We start from the raw sequence: 22,868 nt of genomic DNA, 5'->3' as shown, positions 1-22,868 counted from the left end.
GCAAGCAGACCCTTTTATTTTAGGACTCTCACCCAGTACACGCCGTTATCATCGCGTTTCGCGCCATGAATGTCCGTTTCAAAGCCCGGATAGTGGCGCCCTACCGAACAGAGCATCAGCAGGAAATCGAGCACCGCCCGGCTCTCCTCGGTGATCATTTCACCCGGCATCAGCAGCGGCACGCCCGGCGGATAAGGCAGGATCATGTTGGCCGATACCCGCCCGACCAGGTTTTCCAGCTCAACGGTTTCAACCTCCCCTTTCACCTGGCGCTGCCACGCCCTGTGCGGCGTCAGCTTCATTTCAGGCAGAACATCAAATGCCTGCAACATCAGGCGCGGCAGCTCGTGCTGGCGGATCAGCCTGTGGATCCCCTGGGCCAGATCCTGAATACGCATATTGCGATAGAAGTCAGGATCTTCCGCGTAGAGATCCGGCAGCATATTCTTTACCCGCAGGTTCAGATCATATGCACGCTTAAACTCCATCAGTCCGCGCAACAGCCCCATCGCGCGGGTTTTATCGATCCCGATGCTGAACAGGAACAGCAAATTATAGGGGCCGGTTTTCTCCACCACCACGCCGCGCTCATCAAGGAACTTCGCCACCAGCGCAGCCGGGATCCCTTCCTCACCCATCACACCCTGCTCATCCATGCCCGGCGTCAGGATCGTCACCTTAACCGGATCGAGGAACATGTGGTCCGCATCGGCATCCCGGAAACCGTGCCAGCTCTCCCCCGGCGCGACGGGCCAGCATTCTGCCTCATCAATCTCTTCCGGCTGCCAGATATCAAAGAACCAGCCGTCCGCTTCATCTTTAAGCCGCTGAACCTCTTTTCGGAAATGCAGCGCCCGTTCCACCGAACGATTGATCAGGCGTTTACCCGGATTACCGCGCAGCATCGCCGCCGCCGTTTCGATGGACGCCACCAGCGGGTAGCTCGGCGACGTGGTCGTGTGCATCATAAAGGCTTCGTTGAAGGTGTCCTCGTCGTACTCGCCCTTGATGTGAATAAGAGACGCCTGGGAAAACGCGGCCAGCATTTTGTGCGTCGACTGCGTTTCGAAGAACACCTTGCCCGGCACCCGCTCGCCGCTCATCCCACTTTTACCCGAGTAAATCGGGTGGAAATTGGTGTAAGGCACCCACGCGGAGTCAAAGTGGATCGACGGCACGTCCAACGTCTGCTTGATCCAGTTCGTGTTGTAAAGCAGCCCGTCATAGGTGGAGTTGGTGATCACCGCATGCACAGGCCAGCTTGCCTCGGGGATCGCCGCGATCTTATTTTCAATGGCTTCATGCGCGAATTCACGGCGAGGAATGCCGCCGAGAATACCCAGCGCATTACGCGTAGGCGACAGCCAGAGCGGCACCACGTCGCTCATCATCAGCAAATGCGCCAGTGATTTATGGCAGTTGCGGTCAATCAGCAGCGTACTGCCGGCAGGCGCGGCGTACATCCCGACGATTTTGTTCGAGGTTGAGGTACCGTTGGTCACCATGTAGCTTTGCTCGGCGCCAAAGGTCCGGGCGATGTACTCTTCGGCTTCCAGATGCGGGCCGGTATGATCCAGCAGAGAGCCTAACTCGGTGACCGAAATCGACACATCCGCCTTCAGCGTGTTACCGCCAAAGAAATCGTAGAACAGACATCCCACCGGGCTTTTTTGATAGGCTGTTCCCGCCATGTGGCCTGGCGTACAGAAGGTGTACTTCCCTTCATTCACATAGGTGAACAGCGCGCGCGTGAACGGCGGTGTGATGTTATCGAGGTATTCACCGGTGTACTGCTGAATGCGGGTCGCAATGTCCTCGGCAACGCCGAGTGAGTATTCGAAGAACCACAGCGCCATACGCATATCATGCGCGCTCACGTCCATGGTCGAGTGAGTGTTGATAAACGCGTACAGCGGAAGATATTCGTTGAGCTTATTGATATCGCTGCACAACTCCATGTCGTATTCGTCCCAGTCGAATATCACGCCACAGATGCGCGGATTGTGTTCGATAAATTTCAGCAGGTCGGCGCTGTTTTGCGGCCAGATCAGCTGGTATCCGCGTGCTTTAAGGGCTTGCTCCAGCTCCTTGATGGGTTCGTCTTTATAAAAGACGCCGTGTGGCCCCATGATGGCAATGATGTTCATGGTTTACCTCCTTGAAAAACATCAGATAAGCATAGTTAAGGTAAACGGCAGGTATAAAAAAAGCCGCAACAATGTGCGGCTTTTAGGATAATTGTGAGGCTTACGCGTAACCGTAGGTCATCAGACGCTGATAACGACGGTTGAGCAGATCTTCTGTGCTCAGCACGTCCAGGTCCGCCAGATCTGCCAGCAGTTGCGCTTTAAGGGAAGCAGCCATCACTTCCGGCTTACGATGCGCGCCGCCCAGCGGTTCAGGGATAACGGTGTCGATCAGCTTCAGCTCTTTCAGACGTGGGGCAATGATGCCCATCGCTTCAGCAGCCAGCGGCGCTTTATCGGCACTTTTCCACAGAATGGAGGCACAGCCTTCCGGAGAGATAACGGAATAGGTACTGTACTGTAGCATATTCACTTTATCGCCCACGCCAATTGCCAGCGCACCGCCGGACCCACCTTCACCGATAACGGTACAGATGACCGGCACTTTCAGGCGAGACATCTCACGCAGGTTGCGTGCGATGGCTTCAGACTGACCGCGCTCTTCAGCGCCAACACCCGGGTAAGCACCCGGCGTGTCGATGAAGGTGATGATAGGCATATTGAAACGCTCAGCCATCTCCATCAGACGCAGGGCCTTACGGTAGCCTTCTGGCGCTGGCATACCGAAGTTACGACGGATTTTCTCTTTGGTTTCACGGCCTTTCTGATGACCAATAATCATCACCGGACGTCCATCCAGACGCGCGATACCGCCGACGATAGCTTTATCGTCAGCGTATGCGCGGTCGCCTGCCAGTTCGTCAAATTCGTCAAACGCCAGGCGGACATAATCCAGGGTGTACGGACGCTGTGGATGACGCGCCAGCTGGGCGATCTGCCATGCGCCGAGATCGGCAAAGATTTTGCGCGTCAGTTCTACGCTTTTTTCGCGCAGACGATGCACTTCTTCGTCGATGTTAATATCCAGTTTTTCATCCTGACGGCTCACGGCTGTCAGAGAATCGATTTTCGCTTCCAGCTCTGCAATCGGCTGTTCGAAATCAAGGAAATTCAGACTCATAGTATTCCTGTATTAGTCAAACTCCAGTTCCACCTGCTCCGAACCAATGAGGCCACGGAGATCGTTCAGTAAACGATCGCTCGGAGAGACACGCCACGTTGCACCAAAGCGCAACCGCGCACGTGCATCCGCCCTCTGATAGTAGAGATGTACTGGAATGGTCCCCGAGCGGTGGGGTTCCAGAGACTGACGGAGTCGGTTTAAAAGCTGGTCATCAATTTGCCTGTCCGTCAGCGAGATAGCAAGCCCGCGAGCATATTTTTCCCGGGCTTCGTCAATGTCCATCACTTCGCGGGCGGTCATTTTAAGCCCCCCGCTGAAGTCATCAAAGCTGACCTGTCCGCTGACGATAAGTATGCGGTCTTTTTCCAGCAATTGCTGGTATTTATCCAGCGCGTCGGTGAACAACATCACCTCCAGACGCCCGGAACGGTCATCCAGGGTACAGATGCCGATACGATTGCCGCGCTTGGTGACCATTACCCTTGCAGCAATCACGAGCCCCGCAGCCGTGGTGATTTTACCACGTTCTGTCGGATGCATGTCTTTAAGCCTGTGGCCGCCGACATAGCGCTCAATTTCTTTCAGATACTGGTTGATCGGGTGCCCCGTCAGGTACAGGCCTAACGTTTCCCGCTCCCCATCCAGCACCACCTGTTCTGGCCAGGGCTGGCAGTTGGAATAAGACTGCTCAATCTGCTCTGGCTCTTCCGCCAGCACGCCGAACATATCTGCCTGGCCAATGGCTTCCGCTTTCGCGTGCTGATCGGCTGCTTTCAGCGCATCGCCGAGCGAGTTCATCAGCGCGGCGCGGTGTGGCCCCAGCCGATCAAACGCGCCGGACATGATCAGTTTTTCCAGCACCCGGCGGTTCAGTTTTTTGGTATCGGTGCGGGCGCACAGATCGAACAGCTCGCGGAAATAGCCGCCGTTGTTACGCGCTTCGATGATCGCCTCGATCGGCCCCTCGCCTACGCCCTTGATCGCGCCGATCCCATAGACGATTTCCCCGTCATCGTTAACGTGGAAATGGTACAGGCCAGAGTTAATATCCGGCGGCAGGATCTTCAGCCCCATGCGCCAGCACTCGTCCACCAGGACAACCACCTTCTCGGTGTTGTCCATATCGGCGGTCATTACCGCCGCCATAAACTCAGCGGGATAGTGAGCCTTCAGCCACAGCGTTTGATACGAAACCAAAGCATAGGCGGCGGAGTGGGATTTGTTAAATCCGTACCCGGCGAATTTCTCCACCAGGTCGAAGATTTTCATCGCCAGTTCGCCATCGACGCCGTTTTTCTTCGCCCCATCCTCAAAGATGGAACGCTGCTTGGCCATCTCTTCCGGCTTTTTCTTACCCATCGCACGACGCAGCATGTCTGCGCCGCCAAGGGTATAACCAGAAAGCACCTGGGCGATCTGCATGACCTGTTCCTGATACAGTATGATGCCATAGGTTGGCTCCAGTACCGGTTTCAGGCTTTCATGCTGCCACTGCACGTCCGGGTAGGAAATCTCTTCGCGCCCATGTTTACGGTCGATAAAGTTATCTACCATCCCCGACTGCAACGGCCCCGGACGGAACAGGGCCACCAGCGCGATCATATCTTCGAAGCAGTCTGGTTGCAGACGCTTAATCAAATCTTTCATGCCGCGGGATTCAAGCTGGAAGACGGCTGTCGTCTCCGAGCGTTGCAGCATGTCGAAACTTTTCTTGTCATCAAGCGGGATAGCCGCGATATCCAGCGGCGGTTCGCCGTTCTTCTCGCGACGGGCGTTGATCATCTCCAGCGCCCAGTTGATGATGGTCAGCGTACGCAGGCCGAGGAAGTCGAACTTCACCAGCCCGGCGTATTCTACGTCGTTCTTGTCGAACTGGGTGACCGGGTGCTGGCCCGCTTCGTCGCAGTACAGCGGCGCAAAGTCGGTGATTTTGGTCGGGGCGATAACCACACCCCCCGCATGCTTACCGGCGTTACGCGTGACGCCTTCCAGCTTGCGCGCCATGTCGATCAGCGCTTTGACCTCTTCGTCGGCTTCGTAGATTTCCGGCAGCTGAGGTTCAGCTTCAAAGGCTTTCGCCAGAGTCATGCCCGGATCGGGCGGCACCAGCTTAGAGATACGATCGACAAAACCGTACGGGTGGCCCAGAACGCGGCCCACGTCGCGGATAACCGCTTTCGCGGCCATCGTACCGAAGGTGATGATCTGCGAAACCGCATCACGACCGTACATATCGGCCACGTGCTCAATCACCTGGTCGCGTTTTTCCATGCAGAAGTCGACGTCAAAGTCGGGCATGGAGACACGTTCCGGGTTGAGGAAACGTTCGAACAGCAGGTCAAATTCCAGCGGATCGAGATCGGTGATTTTCAGAGCATACGCCACCAGCGAGCCGGCACCAGAACCACGGCCCGGACCTACCGGCACGCCGTTATCTTTCGACCACTGGATGAACTCCATCACGATCAGGAAGTAGCCTGGGAACCCCATCTGGTTGATCACCTGGAGTTCAATATCCAGGCGCTCGTCATATTCAGGACGTTTCTCTTTACGGACCGCTTCATCCGGGAAGAGGAATTCCAGACGCTCTTCCAGACCCTCTTTCGATTTCATGACCAGGAAATCTTCGGTGGTCATGTCTCCCGTCGGGAACTGCGGCAGGAAGTATTCGCCGAGACGCACGGTGACGTTACAGCGCTTGGCAATCTCTACGCTGTTTTCCAGCGCTTCCGGGATGTCCGAGAAGAGCTCACACATCTCCTCTTCGCTGCGCATGTACTGCTGCGATGAGTAGTTGCGCGGGCGTTTTGGATCGTCGAGGGTGAAACCGTCGTGGATAGCGACGCGAATTTCATGCGCGTCAAAATCACCCGCCTCAAGGAAGCGCACATCGTTGGTGGCCACCACAGGCAGGCCACGCGCTTCCGCCAGGGCGACGGCCGCATGCAGGTAGCTCTCTTCATCCGCACGCCCGGTACGGATCAGCTCCAGGTAATAACGATCCGGGAAATACTCTTCGTAGAACGAGACGCACTGATCCACCAGCGCGTTATTACCGCGTAGCAGACATTTGCCGACATCCCCCATACGGCCACCGGAGATCAGCAGCAAACCTTCGTTCAGCTCCGCCAGCCAGTCGCGGTCAATCCATGGACCCAGTGCGCCGTAACCGCGTTGGTAGGCTTTTGAGATCAGCAGAGTGAGGTTCTGATAACCCGTGTTATTCATGGCTAACACGGAAATTTGCGTCATCTCATCGCCGAGCAGGTCGCTCTGCACATGAAAATCCGCGCCGACGATGGGCTTTAATCCTGCGCCATGCGCCGTTCCGTAGAACTTCACCAGGCCACACAGGTTGGTAAAATCGGTGATCGCCAGCGCAGGCATGCCAAGCGAGGCCGCCTTTTTTACCAGCGGCCCGGTCTTTGCCAGCCCATCGATCATGGAGTAGTCGCTATGCACCCGCAGGTGTACGAAACGTGGTTCAGCCATCTTCAGATCCCGCGTTACTTAATTGCTTGCGTCTTGATTCAGGACACCAGTCCCAGCGCGCGTTTCACCGGGCCAAAGCTGCGCCGATGATGTTCAGTTGCGCCATGTTCAGCCAGCTTTTCCAGATGGAAAGCCGTTGGATATCCCTTGTGCTGGGCGAAACCATACGCGGGATAAGTGAGGTCCAGCGCGGCCATTTCGGCATCGCGCGTCACTTTGGCAATGATTGACGCCGCACTGATTTCTGCGACGCAGCTATCGCCTTTAACAACAGCCATGGAAGGCATCGGCAGCGCCGGGCAACGGTTACCGTCGATCAGCACATACTCAGGCACAATCTTCAGGCCAGCAACGGCACGCTGCATCGCCAGCATGGTGGCGTGCAGAATGTTCAGATCGTCGATCTCATCCGGCTCTGCGCGCCCGAGACTCCAGGCCAGCGCCTTTTCTTTAATTTCATCGAACAGCGCCAGGCGACGCTTTTCACTCAGTTTTTTCGAGTCGTTCAGGCCAACGATCGGGCGGGCTGGATCGAGGATCACCGCCGCGGTCACAACGGCACCCACTAACGGGCCACGACCGACTTCATCCACACCTGCAACGAGGTGGGTATGGGGATAAATAAATTCCATCATTGTGCTAACTCCAGCACCGCATCGGCCGCCTGCTCATCAGCATTACAGCGGATCAGTTGATGCAGTTCACGGAAGGTATCATGCATCTGGTGGCTGGTTTTACCGTTGGCCAGCAGCGGCAGTAATGCATCAGCCAGTGCCTGCGGCTGGCATTCATCCTGCAAGAGCTCTTTCACCAGTTCGCGACCCGCAAGCAGGTTTGGCAGGGATACGTAATCTGTTTTTACCAGACGTTTTGCCAGCCAGAAGGTAAACGGCTTCATGCGATAACCGACCACCATTGGGCATTTTGCCAGCATACACTCCAGCGCAGCCGTGCCGGAAGCCAGTAGTGCGGCATCGCTCGCAAACATGGCTTGCCGCCCTTTCCCGTCCAGCAGGCGGACGTGAAGATCCGGGGCGACGTCAGCTTTGATACGCTCAAACTGCTCGCGGCGTTTGGCATTCACCAGCGGCACGACCACTTCAAGATCGGGATAAGTCTTGCGAAGAATTTGCGCCGTTTTCAGGAAATCGGCACTGAGCATTTCAACTTCCGCACCCCGGCTCCCTGGCAGCAGCGCCAGACAGTGCACATCATGCGGGATGCCCAGTTCGTCACGCGCCGCGTTTTTATCCGGATCCAGCGGCATGGCATCCGCCATGGTATGACCGATAAAACGGCACGGGACATTAAATCTGTCGTAAAACGCTTTTTCGAAAGGCAGAAAAGCCAGCACCAGATTAGTGGATCGTCCGATTTTGAAAACGCGTTTCTGTCGCCACGCCCACACGGACGGACTGACGTAATGGATAGTTTTGATCCCCTGCTTTTTCAGGTTCCCTTCAAGGGTAATATTGAAATCAGGCGCATCAATGCCGACAAATACATCGGGCTTAAGGTCGGTAAAGCGGCGGGTAAGGTCGGCGCGAATATGCAGCAGGCGACGCAAGCGCCCCAACACCTCGACGATGCCCATCACAGCCAGCTCTTCCATTTCATACCAGGCTTCACAGCCTTCGGCCTGCATCAGCGGCCCAGCCACGCCCACAAAGCGGGCATTGGGTACACGGGCTTTAAGCGCGCGGATAAGACCTGCACCAAGAATATCGCCGGAGGTTTCTCCGGCGACCAGGGCGATGGTAAGCGGACGACTGTCGACCATTAACGAATCAGACCACGGGTTGAACGTTCAAAGAATTCCATGAACGTTTTCACTTCAGGGTGCTTATTCGCCAGCTCGGCAATTTCCGGCTTAGCCTCTTCCAGCGTTTTACCGCTACGGTACAGCAGTTTGTACGCGTTGCGGATGGCAGTAATCGCTTCGCGACTAAAACCACGACGCTTGAGACCTTCGATGTTCACGCCAAACGGCGTGGCATGGTTGCCCTGCGCAATCACAAACGGTGGGACGTCCTGCGCCACACCGGAGCATCCGCCGACCATCACGTGTGCACCAATGATGCAGAACTGATGGACTGCGGTCATGCCGCCAATAATGGCGAAATCATCAACCGATACGTGTCCCGCCAGCGTTGCGTTGTTGGCGAGAATACAGCGGCTACCCACGGTACAGTCGTGCGCAATATGCGCATTAACCATAAACAGGTTGTCGCTGCCCACCTTCGTCAATCCACCGCCTTGCGTTGTACCACGATGAATGGTGACGCTTTCGCGAATGCGGTTACGATCGCCGATTTCCACGCGGGTCGGTTCGCCAGCATACTTGAGATCCTGGTTAACTTCGCCGATGGAGGCGAACTGATAGATCTCATTGTTGCAGCCAATGGTGGTATGACCATTCACGACAACGTGAGATTTCAGTACTGTACCCTCACCAATTTCGACATGGGGTCCAACAATACAAAACGGGCCGATGTGGACATTGGCACCAATGATGGCACCCGTTTCCACAATGGCGGTAGGATGAATAAAGGCGGATTTATCAATCACGTATCAGGCCTCCCGGCTACGCGCACACATCATTGTCGCTTCGCAAACAACTTTGCCGTCAACCATAGCTACGCCTTTGAAGCGAGTCAGGCCGCGACGCGTTTTTTCAAAAGTGACTTCCATGATCATTTGATCACCAGGCACGACCGGACGCTTGAAGCGCGCTTCATCGATACCCGCGAAGTAATAGAGTTCACCCGGTTCCAGTTTACCTACGCTTTTAAACGCCAGAATACCGGTAGCCTGTGCCATCGCTTCCAGGATCAATACACCCGGGAAGATAGGCTTACCAGGGAAGTGCCCCTGGAAGAACGGCTCGTTAACGGAGACATTTTTCACTGCGCGCAGAAAACGACCTTCTTCAAAATCCAGCACACGGTCTACCAGTAAAAACGGATAGCGGTGCGGCAGAAGTTCTAAAATCTCTTCAATATGCAGAGTATGAGTGTCAGTAGTCAAAATACTCTTCCTGTCAAATGTACTAAGTAGCAATAATAACACGGCCTGCCGGTTTATAAACAAAGCCGACAGGCCGGGAAATTTAGCGTTAAACGGATGAACGCTTAGTCTTGTTGATCGATTTTGCGCTCAATCGCTTTGAGTCGCTTGCTCATATCATCAATATTCATCACCAGTGCAGCTGTTTTACGCCAGACCTTGTTCGGTTGCAGCGGAATACCTGAGGAATAAACGCCAGGCTCAGTGATTGGACGCATCACCATACCCATCCCCGTCACCGTGACTTTGTCGCATATTTCCATATGGCCATTGATCACGCTGGCACCGCCAATCATGCAGTAACGGCCAATTTTCAGGCTGCCTGCCATGATAACACCACCCGCAACTGCGGTATTGTCGCCAATCACAACGTTATGTGCAATCTGGCACTGGTTGTCTATGATAACACCGTTACCAATAATGGTGTCGTCAAGCGCACCGCGGTCGATAGTTGTACAAGCGCCGATCTCCACACGATCGCCGATAATCACGCGACCCAGCTGAGGGATCTTAACCCAGTTACCCCGATCGTTGGCGTAACCAAATCCGTCAGAACCAATCACCGTGCTGGACTGTACGAGACAATTCTTGCCAATCTCAACCTCATGGTAGACAGAGACATTGGCCCACAGACGAGACCCTGCGCCAATTTTCGTATTTTTTCCAACAAAGCAGCCAGGGCCAATCACCACGTTATCACCCAAAACAACGCCGGATTCGATAACGGCGTTTGCGCCGACTGATACGTTGTTACCCAGCTGAGCCGTCGGATCAATCGCAGCACTGGCTGCAATGTTCTGTGCCGGCTGCGGCGTGGTATCAAGAATTTGGGCCATGCGCGCATAGGTCAGGTAGGGATTTTTCACTACCAGTGCAGCGCTAGTGGCAAACGGAAGATCGTCCTGCGTCAGCACAACGGCAGACGCCTGGCACTGGGCCAGGTGTTCACGGTACTTAGGGCTTACCATGAAGGTAATAGTGCCTGCTTTAGCAGATTGCATGGACGCAACAGCGGTGATGACGATATCGCCATCACCGTGTAATTCTGCATCCAACTGCTGAGCTAAATCAGCCAGTCGAATTGAAGGCATTACTTATTTAACCTGTTTCAGAACATCAGCGGTGATGTCTTTAACATCGCTGCTGTTGAATGCAACGGCGTTCGCATCAACAACCAGATCGATGCTCTGATCGGCTGCTACTGCTTTAACGGCAGACTGAATACGCGTCACCAGTTTGCCACGCTCTTCGTTAGAACGACGCTGACGATCCTGCTCGAAAGCCTGTGCTTTCTGAGAGAAGGTCTGGCGCTGAGACATGACGTCTTTTTCCAGTTTGCTGCGCTCGCTCGCTTTCATGGTAGAACCATCACGCTGAAGACGCTGCATCTTGGACTGAAGATCACCTTCCATACGTTGCAGTTCGCTCGCACGGCCTTTGAATTCGTTTTCCAGCGTTGCAGAAACACCGGTTTTCTGTGCAACCTGCTGGAACAAATTACCCATGTTGACGATTGCAATTTTATCCGCTGCCTGAGCAGAAGTTGCCATCGCTAAACCGAGACCTGCAGCTAATAACCACTTTTTCACAATTAACTCCTTACCATCCCATTGGCACCCGAGGGGTACCGTTCTTTGCGTGGCAAGGCGACCGTGTTACCGATCGCCGGTTGTCAGCGCTACACTGCCAACGCATTCCATTGCAGCGGATTATTACCAGGTTTTACCAATGTTAAACTGGAACTGCTCCGCTTTGTCTCCATCGTATTTCTTAAACGGCTGGGCGTAAGAGAAGACCAACGGCCCCAGCGGTGACATCCATTGTAATGCGATACCTGCGGACATGCGAATGTTGCTCGGATCGCTGTAGTCCGGAACCCCCGCCGCACGCATCTGGGCGGTGTTCTCCCAGTTGGTGTCCCACACCGTACCTGCATCCATAAAGAAGGAGGTACGCACGGAGTTCGCATACTTATCACTGATAAACGGCGTAGGCGTGATGAACTCGAGGCTCGCCACGGCCATAGCGTTACCACCTACTGCGTCATCAGAGCTACATACTTGCTTAGGATCACGGCTTGCGCAGTTATCTTCGTCATTACCGCCGTAATAAACCGCTTTCGGACCAATGTTATTGGACTGGAAGCCACGCACGGTGCTTGAACCACCGGCGTAGAAGTTTTCATAGAACGGCAGTTCTTTGCTTCCAATACCGTCACCATAACCCCAACGGGTACGACCCAGAACAACCCACTTGTGATCTTCATCAATTGGGAAGTAGGACGCTGTATCCAGCGTGACCTTGTAGAACTCGTTATCCGAGCCCGGGATAGTCACTTTACCGTTCAGGTTGACGCGTGAACCTTCCGTCGGGAAGTAGCCACGGTCAAGACGGTTGTAGGTCCAACCGTAGTTAAAGGTGAAGTCATCCGCGGCGAAACCGTTGTCATCGCTGGACGTACTCGCCGACTGACCGATGGAGTCCAGGTAACGCCACATCGCCACCTGCGGTTGCATGTTGGACAGGTCGTTATGCACGTACCCTAAACCTGCGCGCAAGGTGTTGTATTCGTTAACCGGGAAGCCAAGCGTACCATCCAGACCGTAACTCTTGTTGGTATACGAGGAGAGGTCCGCATCGTCCGCTTTAAAGTCGTTATAGAAGATACGACCGCCCAGGCTTACACCGTCAACGGTGAAGTATGGGTTGGTAACGGAGAACTCAGAGTAGGTCTGGTAGTCGTTTTTCGTCCCGTTGATACCGACAGAGTAGCCCGTACCCAGCCAGTTATCCTGCTGAACACCGACCTGGAAGCTCACGCCACTTTCAGTACCGTAACCAATACCGAAGTTGAAGCTACCGGTATTACGTTCTTTAACTTTATAAACAACATCAACCTGATCCGGACGACCTGGTACACGCTGAGTATCGGTATCGACCGTTTCGAAGTAGCCCAGACGGTTCAGACGCTCTTTACCCTGATCTACCAGATCGCTTCCCAGCCATGCCCCTTCCATCTGGCGCATTTCACGACGCAGAACGGAGTCTTTAGAGGTATCGTTACCTTCGAAGCGGATCTTACGCACGTAGAAGCGGTTGCCCGCATCAACGTTAACGTGCAGCTTAACGGTTTTATCCGTGTCGTTAATTTCCGGCTGCGTTTGCACACGCGGATACGCATAACCATAACGGCCGAGCAGCTTCTTAATGCTGTCTTCCATTTTGGTGACTTTAGATCCGCTGTACAGATCGCCCGGCTGAATTTTGGTCAGAGATTCAATTTCAGCTGAATGTCCTGCCAGGTTGCCGCTGACTTCAACACCCGAAAGCGTGTACTTATCGCCTTCTGTGATGTTAACGGTAATGTAGATACCTTTCTTGTCCGGAGTCAGACTCACCTGAGTTGAATCGATGTTGAAACGGGCGTAACCGCGATCCAGATAGTAGCTGCGCAGGGTTTCAAGGTCACCCGCCAGTTTCTGTTTCTGGTATTTACGATCGCCCACCACGTTCCACCACGGCACTTCGTCACGCAGCTGGAAGTTGGAGATCAGTTCGTCGGTGCTGAACGCGTGGTTACCCACGATGTTGATCTGCTGGATCTTCGCAGAAACACCTTCCTGGAAGACCAGTTTCAGGTCAACACGGTTACGTGGCAGCGGTGTAACAACCGCTTTAACGCTCGCGCTGTATTTACCGACGCTGTAGTAGAAATCTTCCAGACCTTTTTCAATGTCTGCAAGGGTTGTGCGGTCCAGAGATTCCCCCACACGAACACCCGATGCCTCAAGGTTCTGCTTGAGCATGTCGTCTTTCACCGATTTGTTACCGGAGAAAGTGATGCTGGCAATCGTTGGACGTTCTTTTACCTGAACCACCAGCGTATCACCATCGCGCAGGACGCGGACATCCTCAAAGTTGCCAGTGGCAAACAGAGCACGGATGGTGTTACTGATATCTTCATCATTAACCGTATCGCCGGGGCGCACAGGCATACTGAGGAGGGCCGCACCAACGGCGACACGCTGAAGGCCTTCGAAATGAATATCTTTCACTACGAACCCGTCAGCACCGTATACGGTCGCGCTGCTAAACAGCAGCGACGCTATGAGCAACTTTTTCATCGCCATCGTTATTATGCGTTCTTCCTAACTAACTCTCTTACAACCGAGAGAAATCATTGAAAAGTGCAAGCCCCATTAACAGCACCAGCAAAATCGAGCCAATGCGATAACTAAAGTCTTGAACTCGCTCGGATACCGGTCCGCCTTTTAGCTTTTCAATCGCTAAAAACAGCAGATGGCCCCCATCTAATACGGGAAGCGGGAACAGGTTGATTATCCCCAGGTTCACGCTAATCAGCGCAAGGAACATGAGATAGTAAATCACCCCGAACTCCGCTGACATCCCAGCCCCCTGAGCAATCGAAATTGGCCCACTGAGGTTGTTCAGTTTCACATCACCGGTTATCAATTTCCCCAACATGTTGACCGTAAGCTTCATCAGCTGCCATGTTTTATCCGTGGCCTCAACGATGGCGCTAAACGGCCCATACTGGCGTATTGTCTTGTACTCATCTGGCAGTGGGATCACTTTCGGCACAACGCCTGCAAACCCTTCCGCCTTACCGCCGCCCGATTTGGTATCCGGGGTGAGAGTCAGTGAGAGCGAACTCCCCTGCCTTTCCACTTCCAGCGCGAGCGGCTTGCCTGGATTATCGCGCACCAGAGTAACAAAGGTCATCCATTGTGTTAATGGCTGACCATCGACTTTAACGATCCTGTCACCCGCTTGTAAACCTGCTTTACTCGCTGCCGATTTGGCCTGTACTTCGGCTAATACCGGCTCGATCTGCGCGCCGCGCGGTCGAATCCCGAGTGCGGCGACAGGGTCCTCTTTGTCTGGCTCAAAGCGCCAGTGGCGTAAATCCAGCACTTTTTCCTGCCGCTGGTCGGAACCAAATGGCGATACGCTGACGGTTGTCTGCTCATCACCAATTTTGGCAACCAGTTGTAACCTCACGGCATCCCAATCAGGGGTTTCGATACCATCAATCGCTTTAAGTTCCATTCCCGGTGTAATTTGCGCCGTTGCCGCAATAGAACCCGTAGTGATTTCGCCCACGACCGGGCGCACGCCAGGCACGCCGATGATAAACACCAGCCAGTAAGCGAAGATAGCGAAGATGAAATTGGCTACCGGGCCGGCAGCGATGATGGCAGCACGTTGTCCAACAGTTTTATTGTTAAACGCGCTATGGCGAAGTTCCGGGGCGACAGGCTCAACGCGTTCGTCGAGCATTTTGACATAGCCGCCCAGGGGAATCAGAGCAATGACAAACTCGGTGCCATGCTTATCGGTGCGCTTCCAGAGCGATTTGCCAAAGCCAATCGAGAATCGCTCCACCCGCACACCACAGCGCCGGGCAACCCAGAAATGGCCAAATTCATGCACGGTAATCAGTACACCCAGTGCAACAATGAACGCCGCCAGATTCCAGAGAATGCTCAGCATAAAACCTTCCGTTATATCGTCCCAAACACCAGTAAAAGCAGGCAAGCAAATACGGGAACAGCCGCGGTAAGGCTGTCAATGCGATCCAGTATTCCGCCATGTCCTGGAATCAGGTGACCACTGTCCTTAATCCCTGCTTCACGCTTAAACATACTCTCGGTTAAATCACCCAGCACCGATGCCAGCGCCGCGAAAATCGAACATACCAGCAGCGTGGAGGGGGCAACCTCAAGATTCGCCCAGACGCCATAGCCCCAGGAGATAATCGCTGCCGTAAACAGGCCGCCGATGAAGCCTTGCCAGGTTTTGCCCGGAGAAACCTTTGGCGCCAGTTTATGTTTGCCGAACAGTTTACCAAACATATAGGCCCCGGAGTCAGCCCCCCAGACGAGAATCATCACATAAAGCAGCCATATCGCGCCGCTGTAGTGGTTTTCGTCATAGTGCCAGGCGCGCAACGCAACCATCCCCCAGAAAAACGGAACAATCGTGAGCAGACCAAAAATAAGGCGCAACACTTTAGAGTTACGCCAGATCGCCGCAGAGCCCGGATAGAAAAGCACTAAAACAAGCGCAGCAATCCACCAGGCCAGCGATATCCATAAGGATCCGGCAACCAGCGGCTGGTGAACATCATGATGATATTCAGGCAAGGTATACAGCATCAGGGCCAGTAAAAAACCACAGAGTACCGCCAGCCATACCCGCTGAGTGCGCGAGGTAAAGCCGCTAAGCTGCCCCCATTCCCACGCGGCGAGCATACACACCACCAGCGTAACAATAGCGAATCCCACCGGAGGCAGTAAAAACAGCGCTGCGATGACGACGGGTATTAATACAAAAGCGGAAATCAGGCGATACTTCAGCAAAAGCTACCCCCATCAGGCGTTATCGCCACCAGGCTCGGTGCCGCCGAAACGACGCTCTCGATTGGCAAAGGCATGCAGCGCACCTTCAAAGTCTTGTTCATCAAAATCTGGCCAAAGAACATCCGTAAAGTAAAGTTCGGCGTAGGCAATTTGCCACAGCAAAAAGTTACTTATGCGATGTTCCCCCCCTGTCCTTATAACCAAATCCACGGGTGCCAGTTCATTCATGCAGATTTGCTGACTCAGCGCCTCTTCATCAATCTGGTCGGGTCTTAACAGCCCTTCCTGAACCTGCTCAGCCAAATGCCGAACCCCCTGGATAATATCCCAGCGTCCGCCGTAATTCGCCGCGATATTGAGCGTCAGGCCGGTATTATTATCCGTCAGCGCTTCTGCTTTGCGAATCCGTTCCTGCAAACGTGAGTTAAAGCGACTGGTTTCGCCAATAATACGCAAGCGGACGTTGTGGCGGTGCAGGCTTTTTACTTCACTATCGAGCGCCCACACGAACAGTTCCATCAACGCAGTCACTTCCTGCGCAGGTCGATTCCAGTTCTCACTGCTAAAAGCATAGAGCGTTAACGCATCAATGCCGTTGTTGGCGGCAAAAGAGACGGCGCGGCGAACAGATTTCGCCCCAGCTTTATGCCCAAAGGCTCGTATCTTCCCTTGTCTTTTCGCCCAGCGGCCATTGCCATCCATGATGATTGCAACATGGCGACAGCCATGTGCTGGCAAGTTTTCGCTTATTGGTTGATTCGCAGACAACATAACGCGTTTTTAGTCCCTGAAAGGATTTAACGGTACACAGGAATACTGAAGCCTATACATAAAAAAGCCGTGTCAAACCACGGCTTACCTGACCACTTAAAGCCAAATACCTGCGATCAGGTGGCGCAGACTATATCACTGAAGCCCAACGCTAACAAATAGCACGACGACTAGTGCTTGCTTTATCACCAGCTTGCGAGACGTGTCACCTGTTTACGCGCAACAATGCGTGCCTGTTCATCCACGGCCAGCACCTCTTCCACGCTCTGCGGCTCACGCAAATCCATTATCTCCAGCACGGATAAATTCAACGCGGCGATGTCAGTAAAGCGGATCTGCTGATTCAGGAATGCTTCAACGGTCACTTCATTGGCTGCATTAAGCGCCGTTGTCGCCGCCTGCCCCTGATCGAAGGCCGTCATCGCCAGTTTCAGACAGGGATAACGGTCGTAATCAGGCTCGCTAAACGTCAGTGAACTCAGCTTACAAAAATCGAGAGGCTTAACGCCCGATTTTACGCGGTTTGGCCACGCCATCGTATGAGCAATAGGCGTACGCATATCCGGTTCGCCCAGCTGGGCCAGCACGCTGCCGTCCTGATAGCGCACCATCGAGTGAATCACCGACTGCGGGTGGATCAGCACTTCCATCTGTTTCGCCGACGCATTGAACAGCCAGCGAGCTTCAATGTATTCCAGACCTTTGTTCATCATGGTGGCCGAATCGACGGAGATCTTACGCCCCATTGACCAGTTCGGATGACGACACGCCTGATCCGGCGTCATTGCGCTCAATTCAGACAGTGGCGTTTCACGGAACGGGCCACCAGACCCGGTAAGCAGAATCGACACAACGCCATTCTGCTCCAGGTCAGCGTACCCCAGGTTTTGTTGAAAAGGTTGAGGCAAACTCTGAAAAATCGCGTTGTGTTCGCTATCGACCGGCAAAAGACGCGCCCCACGCTGTTTTACCGCCTCCATAAAGAGGCGTCCGCAGGTGACCAGCGACTCTTTGTTCGCAAGCAGGACATCTTTACCCGCATCAATAGCGGCAAGCGTCGGCAGAAGACCCGCCGCCCCGACGATTGCCGCCATGACCTGATCAACTTCATCAAGCGCGGCCATATCGCACGCCGCCTGTTGCCCGCTGAGTACCTCGGTACGGCAGCCCTTCTCCTGCAACAGCGCTTTCACCTGGCGGGCGCTCTCTTCGTCATCCATCACCGCAAAACGGGGGGTAAACTCCAGGCACTGTTCGACCATTCGCTGCACGTTTTTTCCGGCCACAAGCGCGGCCACGGTGTAGCTGTCAGGATTATGACGTACAACGTCGAGAGTGCTGCAACCGATAGAGCCGGTCGAGCCGAGGAGAGTGAGATGCTTCATGAGATGCCCAAAAGTTAGACCAGATAAAAGCAAAACGCCGCCAGCAAGACTCAATGTCCTTCTGAACGGCGTTTATCAGTGTACAGCGAAAATCAGAACTGCATCAGTTCCGCTTCTTTTTCTGCCAGCGCCGCATCAATTTTCTTGATGGCCGCGTCGGTCATTTTCTGAATGTCGTCCTGAGAACGACGATCGTCGTCTTCGCTGATCTCTTTTTCTTTCAGCAGGGCTTTCACTTTATCGTTCGCATCGCGACGCACGTTACGTACGGAAACACGACCCTGCTCAGCTTCACCACGAACTACTTTGATCAGGTCTTTACGACGCTCTTCCGTCAGCGGAGGCAGTGGAACGCGAATATCCGCGCCGGCTGAGCTTGGGTTCAGACCCAGGTCGGATGCCATGATCGCTTTTTCAACGGCCGGGCTCATTGAGCGGTCGAACACGTTGATTTTCAGGGTACGGGTATCTTCTACCGTCACGCTCGCCAGCTGACGCAGAGGCGTTGGCGTACCGTAATATTCTACGATGATGCCATCCAGCAGGCTTGGGGAAGCACGGCCAGTACGGATTTTGCTGATTTGGTTTTTGAACGCTTCTACGCATTTTTCCATGCGTACTTCAGCATCTTTTCTGATGTCGTTAATCACGTTACGGATCCTTGAAAACTTGTCTCAGGCAGACTATCCGCCAGCACAGCGCTACAGGTGTGCTAAGTATAGTCGCGTTTAATTCATGACAACGCCAAAGGCGCGCCCGGGTAAGATACCACGTCGAAATAAAGCGGAATCTTACCTGTATTTATCGCCGACGGAAATTATTCCGTGATCAAAGTGCCTTCTTTTTCGCCCATAACAACGCGACGCAGCGCGCCAGGCTTGTTCATGTTGAAGACACGGATCGGTAGTTTGTGGTCACGAGCCAGCGTAAAGGCGGCAAGATCCATCACTTTCAGCTCTTTTTCCAGCACTTCGCTGTAGGTCAGCTGATCGTACATGGTCGCTGAAGGATCTTTTGCCGGGTCGGCAGTAAACACGCCATCTACTTTGGTCGCTTTCAGCACCACATCGGCTTCGATTTCGATACCGCGCAGGCAGGCTGCGGAATCGGTGGTAAAGAACGGGTTACCCGTACCGGCGGAGAGGATCACCACGCGGTTGTTGCGCAGCAGGCTGATGGCCTCTGCCCAGCTGTAGTTATCGCATACGCCATTCAAAGGAATAGCGGACATCAGGCGAGCGTTCACATAGGCGCGATGAAGCGCATCACGCATCGCCAGGCCATTCATCACGGTTGCCAGCATACCCATGTGGTCGCCCACTACGCGGTTCATCCCCGCTTTCGCCAGACCAGCACCACGGAAAAGGTTGCCACCGCCAATGACCACGCCAACCTGAATACCCAGTTCGACCAGTTCTTTGATTTCCTGTGCCATGCGATCAAGGATGCTTGCGTCAATACCGAAGCCTTCCGATCCTTGCAGCGCTTCGCCACTCAGCTTAAGCAGAATGCGTTTGTACACGGGTTTTGCATTGGTAGCCATGTTTCTTTCCTGAGACTGTCAACGATTAAGATGGGGTTAATTCTGGCGACATGATATGTCGCAAATCAGCACAGCGATACTGGAGCCTGTCTGATTTCGTGAGACGGGTGACAAAAAGAAGCCGCCCTCAGGCGGCTCCTTTTCAATCATTAAGACTGCTTGGACATTGCAGCAACTTCTGCTGCGAAGTCAGTCTCAACTTTCTCGATGCCTTCGCCCACTTCGAAGCGGATGAAGCCAGTTACATCAGCGTTGTGCTCTTTCAGCAGCTGAGCAACAGACTTGCTTGGATCCATTACGAAAGGCTGGCCAGTCAGAGAAACTTCGCCGGTGAATTTCTTCATGCGGCCTTCAACCATTTTCTCTGCGATTTCTTTTGGCTTACCAGACTGCATCGCGATGTCCAGCTGAACCTGGTACTCTTTCTCTACCACTTCAGCAGACACGTCTTCTGGCTTAACGAATTCTGGTTTGCTTGCAGCGATGTGCATTGCCAGCTGTTTAACCAGCTCTTCGTCAGCGCCTTTAGCCGCAACCAGAACACCGATACGCGCGCCGTGCTGGTAAGAGCCCAGAACATCGCCTTCCAGGGAAGAAACGCGACGGATGTTGATGTTCTCACCGATTTTAGCAACCAGCGCTACACGCTCTTCTTCGAACTGTGCTTTCAGAACTTCAACGTCAGTGATTTTGCCTGCAACCGCTGCGTCCAGAACTTTGTTAGCAAATGCCTGGAAACCAGCATCTTTAGCAACGAAGTCAGTCTGGCAGTTAACTTCCAGAATGATGCCGTAGTTGCCGTCGATTTTGGTGATGATCACGCCGTCAGCAGCAACGTTGCCTGCTTTCTTAGCTGCTTTGATCGCACCGGATTTACGCATGTTTTCGATTGCCAGCTCGATGTCGCCGTTCGCTTCGGTCAGCGCTTTTTTGCAATCCATCATGCCTGCGCCAGTACGCTCACGCAGCTCTTTTACCAGGGATGCGGTAATTTCAGCCATTCTTAAATCCTCGGGAGATGTGAACTGCCCGGCCGGGAGCCAAACAGTATAAATTGAAAAAAGGGGCCGATAATGGGCCCCTATTCATACACGGTACTAATAAGGGGTAAAACCTTATTATTCAGCTTCTACGAAGCTTTCTTCCGCCTGAGAAGCCAGATCCTGGGAACGGCCTTCACGAACGGTAGCAGCTACAGCGCTCAGGTACAGGCTAACAGCACGGATTGCGTCGTCGTTACCCGGGATAACGAAGTCAACACCGTCCGGATCGGAGTTGGTATCAACGATAGCGAATACCGGGATACCCAGGTTGTTAGCTTCTTTGATTGCGATGTGCTCGTGGTCTGCATCGATTACGAACAGCGCGTCTGGCAGGCCGCCCATATCTTTGATACCGCCCAGGCTGTTTTCCAGCTTGTCCAGTTCACGAGTACGCATCAGCGCTTCTTTCTTAGTCAGCTTATCGAAAGTACCGTCCTGAGACTGGGTTTCCAGATCTTTCAGGCGCTTGATGGACTGACGAACAGTTTTCCAGTTGGTCAGCATGCCGCCCAACCAGCGATGGTTCACGAAGAACTGGTCGCAGCTGTTAGCAGCATCTTTCACAGCTTCGCTTGCAGCGCGCTTAGTACCAACGAACAGAATCTTACCTTTACGGGAAGAGATCTTGTTCAGCTCAGCCAGGGCTTCGTTGAACATTGGTACAGTCTTCTCAAGGTTGATGATGTGAACTTTGTTACGTGCGCCGAAGATGAAAGGCTTCATTTTCGGGTTCCAGTAACGGGTCTGGTGACCGAAGTGAACACCAGCCTTGAGCATGTCGCGCATGGAAACAGTTGCCATGTTTAAAACCTCTATATTGAAAGTTGGGGTTATGCCTCCACGTATCCCATATTACCGACCCCGAAGGGCACCCCGGAATATGTGCCGATACGTGTGTGTTGTTACACAAAGTGAGATTTGTCGCTCCCGTCCAGCCTGTGTATCTGAGATGGATCGGAAGTCCGGCGCGCTTTATATCACAAAACACGGCCAGAAACCAATAATTGTTGGCGGAGTGTGCTGTTAATGATTCTCAATTTGGCACGGGGTGCGCCTGACTGATACCATTGACAACACTTACACTAGTATTGTCGAAAAAATCGACACCGATGGACAGATTACATGGCTATCTCTATTAAGACACCTGAAGAAATTGAAAAGATGCGCGTCGCCGGTCGTCTGGCCGCGGACGTGCTGGAAATGATCGAGCCGTTTGTGAAACCGGGCGTCAGCACTGGCGAACTGGATCGCATCTGTAACGACTATATCGTCAACGAGCAGCATGCGGTCTCCGCCTGCCTTGGCTATCACGGTTTCCCGAAATCCGTCTGCATCTCTATTAATGAAGTAGTGTGCCACGGCATTCCGGATGACGAGAAGCTGCTGAAAGATGGCGACATCGTCAACATCGATGTGACCGTCATCAAAGACGACTACCACGGCGACACCTCTAAGATGTTCATCGTTGGCAAGCCAACGATTCTGGGCGAGCGTCTGTGCAAAGTGACGCAAGAGAGCCTCTACCTTGCGCTGAAAATGGTGAAGCCGGGCATCCGCCTGCGCACCATCGGCGCCGCAATCCAGAAATTTGTGGAAGCGGAAGGTTTCTCTGTGGTGCGTGAATATTGCGGTCACGGTATTGGTCGTGTGTTCCATGAAGAACCGCAGGTTCTGCACTACGATGCAGACGACGGCGGCGTAGTGCTGCAAAAGGGCATGACCTTCACTATCGAACCAATGGTCAACGCGGGTGATTACCGCATCCGTACCATGAAAGATGGCTGGACGGTAAAAACCAAAGACAGAAGCTTGTCTGCCCAGTACGAGCATACTATTGTGGTTACAGACAACGGCTGCGAAATTATGACGTTGCGCAAGGATGACACCATCCCGGCGATACTGACGAACATTGAGTGATAAGAAGCCGGCGAATGCCGGCTTTTTTAATGGCGATAGCTTTTTCTTATGGGTGGCG

19 protein-coding genes are annotated in these 22,868 nt (G+C 53.6%); 1 reads left to right on the top strand and 18 read right to left on the bottom strand.

Annotated features, from left to right (window positions below; all coding sequences use genetic code 11):
• Positions 1-14: 14 nt before the first annotated feature.
• The 18 genes from LOC22_RS14965 to rpsB all read right to left on the bottom strand — a co-directional run bounded on the left by LOC22_RS14965 (position 15) and on the right by rpsB (position 21,694).
• Positions 15-2,147: a lysine decarboxylase LdcC gene (locus LOC22_RS14965; RefSeq protein WP_230239008.1), complete on the bottom strand. Its 2,133-nt coding sequence runs from the start codon at positions 2,145-2,147 to the stop codon at positions 15-17.
• A 100-nt stretch (positions 2,148-2,247) separates the two neighbouring features.
• Complete coding sequence (gene accA, locus LOC22_RS14960) at positions 2,248-3,207, bottom strand: acetyl-CoA carboxylase carboxyl transferase subunit alpha (RefSeq protein ID WP_003856154.1); 960 nt, start codon at positions 3,205-3,207, stop codon at positions 2,248-2,250.
• A gap of 12 nt (positions 3,208-3,219) precedes the next feature.
• Positions 3,220-6,702: a DNA polymerase III subunit alpha gene (dnaE, locus tag LOC22_RS14955; protein ID WP_230239007.1), complete on the bottom strand. Its 3,483-nt coding sequence runs from the start codon at positions 6,700-6,702 to the stop codon at positions 3,220-3,222.
• 38 nt (positions 6,703-6,740) lie between these two features.
• A complete protein-coding gene (gene rnhB / locus LOC22_RS14950) occupies positions 6,741-7,337 on the bottom strand; it encodes a ribonuclease HII (RefSeq protein ID WP_230239006.1) in 597 nt (198 codons plus the stop codon).
• Positions 7,334-8,482, bottom strand: coding sequence for a lipid-A-disaccharide synthase (gene lpxB / locus LOC22_RS14945; RefSeq protein ID WP_003856161.1), 1,149 nt, complete (start codon positions 8,480-8,482; stop codon positions 7,334-7,336). Before lpxB ends, rnhB begins: the two co-directional genes overlap by 4 nt.
• The gene (gene lpxA / locus LOC22_RS14940) at positions 8,482-9,270 is read right to left on the bottom strand and encodes an acyl-ACP--UDP-N-acetylglucosamine O-acyltransferase (protein WP_003856164.1); all 789 of its coding nucleotides are present in this window, start codon (positions 9,268-9,270) and stop codon (positions 8,482-8,484) included. Before lpxA ends, lpxB begins: the two co-directional genes overlap by 1 nt.
• Before the next feature lie 3 nt (positions 9,271-9,273).
• The gene (gene fabZ, locus LOC22_RS14935) at positions 9,274-9,729 is read right to left on the bottom strand and encodes a 3-hydroxyacyl-ACP dehydratase FabZ (protein ID WP_003856165.1); all 456 of its coding nucleotides are present in this window, start codon (positions 9,727-9,729) and stop codon (positions 9,274-9,276) included.
• Positions 9,730-9,833: 104 nt separating this feature from the next.
• Complete coding sequence (gene lpxD / locus LOC22_RS14930) at positions 9,834-10,859, bottom strand: UDP-3-O-(3-hydroxymyristoyl)glucosamine N-acyltransferase (protein ID WP_230239005.1); 1,026 nt, start codon at positions 10,857-10,859, stop codon at positions 9,834-9,836.
• A 3-nt stretch (positions 10,860-10,862) separates the two neighbouring features.
• Complete coding sequence (skp, locus tag LOC22_RS14925) at positions 10,863-11,357, bottom strand: molecular chaperone Skp (RefSeq protein ID WP_006810039.1); 495 nt, start codon at positions 11,355-11,357, stop codon at positions 10,863-10,865.
• A 123-nt stretch (positions 11,358-11,480) separates the two neighbouring features.
• Positions 11,481-13,898, bottom strand: a complete 2,418-nt coding sequence (gene bamA / locus LOC22_RS14920) for an outer membrane protein assembly factor BamA (RefSeq protein ID WP_003856172.1) — start codon at positions 13,896-13,898, stop codon at positions 11,481-11,483.
• A 31-nt stretch (positions 13,899-13,929) separates the two neighbouring features.
• The gene (gene rseP / locus LOC22_RS14915) at positions 13,930-15,282 is read right to left on the bottom strand and encodes a sigma E protease regulator RseP (protein WP_023303108.1); all 1,353 of its coding nucleotides are present in this window, start codon (positions 15,280-15,282) and stop codon (positions 13,930-13,932) included.
• An 11-nt stretch (positions 15,283-15,293) separates the two neighbouring features.
• Positions 15,294-16,151 (bottom strand): phosphatidate cytidylyltransferase, encoded by an 858-nt coding sequence (cdsA, locus tag LOC22_RS14910; protein ID WP_003856175.1) that lies wholly within the window; start codon positions 16,149-16,151, stop codon positions 15,294-15,296.
• A 12-nt stretch (positions 16,152-16,163) separates the two neighbouring features.
• The gene (gene ispU / locus LOC22_RS14905) at positions 16,164-16,922 is read right to left on the bottom strand and encodes a (2E,6E)-farnesyl-diphosphate-specific ditrans,polycis-undecaprenyl-diphosphate synthase (protein WP_230239004.1); all 759 of its coding nucleotides are present in this window, start codon (positions 16,920-16,922) and stop codon (positions 16,164-16,166) included.
• Between the two features lie 185 nt (positions 16,923-17,107).
• Positions 17,108-18,307: a 1-deoxy-D-xylulose-5-phosphate reductoisomerase gene (ispC, locus tag LOC22_RS14900; protein ID WP_015572723.1), complete on the bottom strand. Its 1,200-nt coding sequence runs from the start codon at positions 18,305-18,307 to the stop codon at positions 17,108-17,110.
• A gap of 92 nt (positions 18,308-18,399) precedes the next feature.
• Positions 18,400-18,957 carry a ribosome recycling factor gene (gene frr, locus LOC22_RS14895; RefSeq protein WP_017383739.1) on the bottom strand — a complete coding sequence of 186 codons (558 nt, stop codon included), beginning with the start codon at positions 18,955-18,957 and terminating at the stop codon, positions 18,400-18,402.
• Positions 18,958-19,124: 167 nt separating this feature from the next.
• Positions 19,125-19,850 (bottom strand): UMP kinase, encoded by a 726-nt coding sequence (pyrH, locus tag LOC22_RS14890; protein WP_002889306.1) that lies wholly within the window; start codon positions 19,848-19,850, stop codon positions 19,125-19,127.
• Positions 19,851-19,999: 149 nt separating this feature from the next.
• A complete protein-coding gene (gene tsf / locus LOC22_RS14885; RefSeq protein ID WP_015572722.1) occupies positions 20,000-20,851 on the bottom strand; it encodes a translation elongation factor Ts in 852 nt (283 codons plus the stop codon).
• 117 nt (positions 20,852-20,968) lie between these two features.
• Positions 20,969-21,694, bottom strand: a complete 726-nt coding sequence (gene rpsB / locus LOC22_RS14880; protein WP_003856207.1) for a 30S ribosomal protein S2 — start codon at positions 21,692-21,694, stop codon at positions 20,969-20,971.
• A gap of 321 nt (positions 21,695-22,015) precedes the next feature.
• Here rpsB and map point away from each other — a divergent pair, with 321 nt between their 5' ends.
• Positions 22,016-22,810 (top strand): type I methionyl aminopeptidase, encoded by a 795-nt coding sequence (gene map / locus LOC22_RS14875; RefSeq protein ID WP_003856208.1) that lies wholly within the window; start codon positions 22,016-22,018, stop codon positions 22,808-22,810.
• Positions 22,811-22,868 lie beyond the last annotated feature (58 nt).

The sequence above is a fragment of the Enterobacter sp. AN-K1 genome (genome assembly GCF_020971765.1).
GTDB lineage: Bacteria > Pseudomonadota > Gammaproteobacteria > Enterobacterales > Enterobacteriaceae > Enterobacter > Enterobacter hormaechei_C.
This window is presented reverse-complemented; position numbering and strand designations above follow the sequence as displayed.

Coding starts and splice junctions, on each gene's coding strand:
- LOC22_RS14965 (WP_230239008.1), bottom strand. CDS start 2,147: ATGAACATCATTGCCATCATGGGGCCACACGGCGTCTTTTATAAAGAC.
- accA (WP_003856154.1), bottom strand. CDS start 3,207: ATGAGTCTGAATTTCCTTGATTTCGAACAGCCGATTGCAGAGCTGGAA.
- dnaE (WP_230239007.1), bottom strand. CDS start 6,702: ATGGCTGAACCACGTTTCGTACACCTGCGGGTGCATAGCGACTACTCC.
- rnhB (WP_230239006.1), bottom strand. CDS start 7,337: ATGATGGAATTTATTTATCCCCATACCCACCTCGTTGCAGGTGTGGAT.
- lpxB (WP_003856161.1), bottom strand. CDS start 8,482: ATGGTCGACAGTCGTCCGCTTACCATCGCCCTGGTCGCCGGAGAAACC.
- lpxD (WP_230239005.1), bottom strand. CDS start 10,859: ATGCCTTCAATTCGACTGGCTGATTTAGCTCAGCAGTTGGATGCAGAA.
- bamA (WP_003856172.1), bottom strand. CDS start 13,898: ATGGCGATGAAAAAGTTGCTCATAGCGTCGCTGCTGTTTAGCAGCGCG.
- rseP (WP_023303108.1), bottom strand. CDS start 15,282: ATGCTGAGCATTCTCTGGAATCTGGCGGCGTTCATTGTTGCACTGGGT.
- ispU (WP_230239004.1), bottom strand. CDS start 16,922: ATGTTGTCTGCGAATCAACCAATAAGCGAAAACTTGCCAGCACATGGC.
- ispC (WP_015572723.1), bottom strand. CDS start 18,307: ATGAAGCATCTCACTCTCCTCGGCTCGACCGGCTCTATCGGTTGCAGC.
- pyrH (WP_002889306.1), bottom strand. CDS start 19,850: ATGGCTACCAATGCAAAACCCGTGTACAAACGCATTCTGCTTAAGCTG.
- tsf (WP_015572722.1), bottom strand. CDS start 20,851: ATGGCTGAAATTACCGCATCCCTGGTAAAAGAGCTGCGTGAGCGTACT.
- rpsB (WP_003856207.1), bottom strand. CDS start 21,694: ATGGCAACTGTTTCCATGCGCGACATGCTCAAGGCTGGTGTTCACTTC.
- map (WP_003856208.1), top strand. CDS start 22,016: ATGGCTATCTCTATTAAGACACCTGAAGAAATTGAAAAGATGCGCGTC.